This is a genomic window from Methylobacterium sp. DB0501 (genome assembly GCF_011043735.1).
GTDB classification, from domain to species: domain Bacteria; phylum Pseudomonadota; class Alphaproteobacteria; order Rhizobiales; family Beijerinckiaceae; genus Methylobacterium; species Methylobacterium alsaeris.
Genome location: NZ_JAAKGV010000062.1, coordinates 1 through 4,307 on the forward strand (window position 1 = coordinate 1; position 4,307 = coordinate 4,307).

At 55.7% G+C, this 4,307-nt stretch carries 6 protein-coding genes; 3 read left to right on the forward strand and 3 right to left on the reverse strand.

The window, feature by feature from the left end; genetic code table 11:
* Positions 1-632: 632 nt before the first annotated feature.
* Together G4G93_RS35180 and G4G93_RS35185 are read left to right on the forward strand one after the other, a co-directional pair.
* Positions 633-992: a hypothetical protein gene (locus G4G93_RS35180; RefSeq protein WP_165091937.1), complete on the forward strand. Its 360-nt coding sequence runs from the start codon at positions 633-635 to the stop codon at positions 990-992.
* A gap of 155 nt (positions 993-1,147) precedes the next feature.
* Positions 1,148-1,444, forward strand: coding sequence for a hypothetical protein (locus G4G93_RS35185; RefSeq protein WP_165091939.1), 297 nt, complete (start codon positions 1,148-1,150; stop codon positions 1,442-1,444).
* A 23-nt stretch (positions 1,445-1,467) separates the two neighbouring features.
* Here G4G93_RS35185 and G4G93_RS35190 read toward each other — a convergent pair whose 3' ends face one another.
* A complete protein-coding gene (locus G4G93_RS35190; protein WP_165091941.1) occupies positions 1,468-1,899 on the reverse strand; it encodes a hypothetical protein in 432 nt (143 codons plus the stop codon).
* Positions 1,899-2,870: an IS1595 family transposase gene (locus G4G93_RS35195; protein WP_165091943.1), complete on the reverse strand. Its 972-nt coding sequence runs from the start codon at positions 2,868-2,870 to the stop codon at positions 1,899-1,901. The genes G4G93_RS35190 and G4G93_RS35195 overlap by 1 nt, the downstream gene beginning before the upstream one ends.
* A 113-nt stretch (positions 2,871-2,983) precedes the next feature.
* On the opposite strand from G4G93_RS35195, the gene G4G93_RS35200 reads away from it, so the two are divergent.
* Positions 2,984-3,241 (forward strand): helix-turn-helix domain-containing protein, encoded by a 258-nt coding sequence (locus tag G4G93_RS35200; protein WP_165091945.1) that lies wholly within the window; start codon positions 2,984-2,986, stop codon positions 3,239-3,241.
* A gap of 397 nt (positions 3,242-3,638) precedes the next feature.
* Here the strand turns inward: G4G93_RS35200 and G4G93_RS35205 are convergent, their stop codons facing one another.
* A complete protein-coding gene (locus G4G93_RS35205; protein ID WP_165091947.1) occupies positions 3,639-4,115 on the reverse strand; it encodes a hypothetical protein in 477 nt (158 codons plus the stop codon).
* Between the last annotated feature and the right edge of the window lie 192 nt (positions 4,116-4,307).

Sequence of the window (4,307 nt, forward strand, 5' to 3'; positions counted from 1 at the left end):
CGGTATTATGCAGCAAGCTCACCGGAAAGCGTTGATGTCGGCTTGATCCACCTGGCCTTGGCGGCTTCTATCTCGACTTGTATGTGTCAGATTATGCATCGGTTGAGCGAAACGCGCGACCGCCCCCTCCTGCCAGTTGACTTATATGCCAACCAGCGCCAGATTGGTCATAGCAGGCTTGACCCCGATCGAGATCCCCCTCGACGGAAGCCCTGAGGCATGGAGATTTCTCTATGGTCCTAGTGACTTTCTGAGATCATTGGACCGGCTTAGGGAGGCGGATGAGGCCTCCTCATATGGGTCCGACCAGCGCCTTCCCGACCAGCTTGACGATCTCTTGCATGCCTTCGTCTCTGGGCGAAGGCTCCATCACGACCGCGAGTTCCACTCAATGGAACCGGGCAGTGATGCGGTCTGGGAACTCAAAACACCAGATCTACGCCTTTTTGGATGGTTCCTGAGCAGGAACCATTTTGCATGCATGCACTTGGTCAAGGCTGACATCGCCAAGGGTACGGGCGATTTCGCTGGCTTTGATGCCCTTTATGGGCACATCAAAGGCGACATCATCCGGAGGCGCAAGGCCTTGGGGTGCGAAAGCCAATTCTGTGTTTATGGGACGGAGCCCTATGATGTCATATCTGTTCGAGATCGGCTCTAGGCGCCGCAAGACGTCCCGTCTCATAGGTATGGTTAGAGATGAGCTTGTTCGTGCGTTTGTCCATGAGAAGGTGAAAAGTAACATCAGTCAAGACGATCTTGCCAACAAACTCGATGTGCATAAATCAGTTGTCAGCCGAGATTTGAATAGTGGCGTGAATATGTCGCTATCGAAAATTGCCGATTATGCTTGGGCAATGGATTTGGACATTGTTTTTAAGCTCAAGCAAAAAAATGAGAATACCTATGAAGCTAGCTATGACGGAGAGCAATCTGCGATAGCTCCTCATCTAGCGGTGCTGGATGATATTGAACAGCTTGAGGACGCATAATTATGGAAAGATACGGGCACGTTAATTTTTGCGAAGACGTTAGGCGCGAAATTGGCGGCCAAAGAAGCCTCATTGGCTGCTACGATGGTGGCATGTCAATACCTGCTAGTCTGCCTTACATTGTACCGAGATTGTGCTTGGATATATCAATATATATGATCAAAGCAAAGAAAGTAGAGGATCTTGAAATCGAAATATATTTGCCAGATAGTGGCGAGGAACCATTTAAGAGCATAAAAGCGCAAAAAAGTGAGAAAGTATGGCAAGGTGAATTAGAGCGTGAAGATGGTACCCCATTGTACGTAAGGCATCGGGCGATCCTTAGTTTTGTTGGAATGAGGATCAAGGCGGATGGATCTATTCGAGTATTTGCAAATTTTGATGGCGAAAAATTGCGGATTGGCGGACTAAGAGTCAAATCGGCGCCTGACGTAGAGCTTGAAGCCAAATAATATTTTCCTTAATTTATTATACTTCATACAGATTGCCACATTTTAACATTTTTTTTCTTGCCCGCGACAAAAATCCTGCCCTGAGCGGCCGCCCTATTCAATGATTGGATCAGGCGGTAGGCGACCGCGCGTTTCAAAAGTCGATCCTCCTCGTCCCATCCCTTTGCCCGAATGACAGCTAGCGCCAACTCGCGCGTCGTGAGCGGTTCCCCCGCTTCCTCGAGCGTCGCCTTGCACAGCTTGAACATCTCTCCGTAGGCGAACAGCCGGTTGAGGTGGGCGTAGGCCGGGAAGCGTGTCTGCGTGGCCGGGGAGAGGTCATAGAGCGCGAGAACGGCTGTCACGCTGGACAGGTCGCGTTCCGCTGCCGCCAGTTGGCGGCGTAGCTCGGCAATGTGGGCCTCGATCTCATCCCGCTTGGTGCGGAGGGTGGTGACGATCTGAGGGAGGGCCATCACGCCACCTTCGCCCGATGCCGCTGCCAGTAGCCCGTCCAGGCCAGGGACGGAGGATGCCGGAGCGAGGCTTCGGCCATCCGAAGGTACTGCTGACCGTTGCTGATGCGGCGGTTGTCCTCGCGCCACGCCATCTCGCCCGCGTAGGCCGCAAGGTAAGGGCCGGCGATGTGATGGTGCGTGCCGATCTCGGCCCGACGGAGACGGGAGAAGAACGACTCGGCTTGGTTGGTGCAGGCGTCGTCGGCGCTGTACGCCTGCTGATGGTTGATGCGCTTGGTCAGGTAGCGCTTGTGCAGCACGTCCCAGCCAGCGGCCTCGTCAGCGTGGATGGTGCTGCCCTCGGCGACACGCTTGCCGATTGTCTCAACCGAAGCCGTCTCGCTCTTGAAGACGAAGGGGAGGGTGCTCCCGCCGCGTTCGCGCATGATGACCACGACCCGGCGCTTGCCGGTCTGGTTGACAGCGAGACGCCGGTCTACGCGGTTCTCCTTGTGGTTGGCGGGCTTCACGTACCCGCCGAAGTAGGCGCCATCGACCTCCACCGTACCAGAGACGGTAGCCTCTGCCTTCTCGGCCGCAATTGCCTCCCGGAGCTTATGAGCGAGGACGAAAGCGGTGCGGTACTGGACGTTGAGGTCGCGGGAGAGTTGGAGCGCGCTGTGGCCCTTGGCGCCATTGGCGAAAATCGCCATCGCCATGAGGTAATCGCGGATCGCGAGCTTGCGGTTCGCGAAGATGGTGCCGCTGGTCACGCTGTACTGATGGGAGCAGCCCTTGCACTTCCAGAGCTTGCGGGTGGAGAGGAAGCTGTGAGTGAGGCAGCCACAGCGCGGGCAGTAGGGCTCGCCCTTGGTCTCTGCCCAGCGGATCAGCTTGAACGTGGTCCAGGCTTGGTCGTCAGACATGCGGGCGACGCTGACGAGGCTCAGGGAGCGGGCAGCGGTGGAGAGAAGGAAGTGCTGAGCCACGGCGCCGCCTCAACGTTTTGCGTTAAGGTGGACGTTATGCGCTCAAAGATGCCAGGTCAACGCTTTCAATCGCCCTTGACGCAAAAACTCGGCCGCGCTACCTCTCAGTGACGATGACGCCTGAGCAATGCCGCGCTGCCCGAGGATGGCTGGACTGGTCGCAACCAGACCTAGCCAAACGCTCAAACGTAGGACTGAGCACGATACGCCAGTTCGAGAACGGCTTGCGCACGCCCATCGCCAACAACCTGCTGGCGATGAAGCGCGCGTTTGAGGAGGCCGGACTCACGCTATTGGAGAGTCCGGCTGGCATCGCACTTACGGACGATGCGCTTCCCTCAGATCAGAAAGGGAGCGGCCCAACTCCTTGATGCGCGAGGCCGCGCACGATCTTGCTGACTGTGCCGCCATTAACGCAGAAGTAGTGCGACGCTCTGGCCTGAGACCAGCCGAGGACTTTGACTGCGTGGAGAATATGCCCTGCGGTCTCAGGGCTGCACGGGAATTCAGCGGACATAAATCATCCTCCGCAAAAGCGGTTACTGGGGATGCGCGTCCGGCTTGAAACCTGTTCCCTATGATGCGATCTTATAGCTGCGTGCTGCGCATCAGGGAGGCTTCCAGCCGGAAGCATTCACGATGGGCGGTCCTGGCCGGGCCGGGTTCCCTTTGCAGAGGGAATTCCGGCCCGACTTCGTTCTCTCCCGGCTCGAACCTATGCCAGAGAGCAAGCGTGTAGTTTTTTCATCCTATTTCTGCCCTCGTACACTAGCTGAAAACATCTGCTTTTTCTGAATTTACTAGTTTTTCGAGGTCTAAGCTCTCGGGTGCATAATATAAGCCGTCAGCTGCTTCAGCAAGACGGCCGGCGCGCACAAGATTTAGCAGAGTCGTATGAACTGCTCTGCCGCCGCTCTCGCCGTTAGGAAAATATCCAGCAAGAGCAGCGGCTGATCTAAGATCGTCTTTGGACGCCATCTCTTTTTTGCGAGTTTCGTTTAATAGAAAGTCCGCAAGTCCCATAGTTAGGGTTGGAGAAGACGGAGCCGTAGCATCTCCGTGCCGTCGCTGTTCAATTGCTAACAGCGCGCCTGTCGCGCTGCGTTCATCGTTCAGTTCACGCTCACGCTCTGCAAATTCTTTATCTAATTCATTTTTACGGCGATTGTACTCCGCCACTAACGTGCTCATCCGGCTATCAAGCTCGGCGAGACGCTCTTTAAGGTCTGGACGGATATCGCGCACGGTTGACCCTCTACGGATGCGTGGCATCATACCCCCTCTCCACGAATGAGCAAGCGCCATTCGTCCGCCTTTCCCCATTGAATGAGTCAGGCAGAACAAATCTGGTACGAATGAGAACCGTAGGGAACAATCCTACGGGTGTCGCTATGAGCCTACCTCAACGCTTTACGGTGAGCTTGCTGCATAATACCG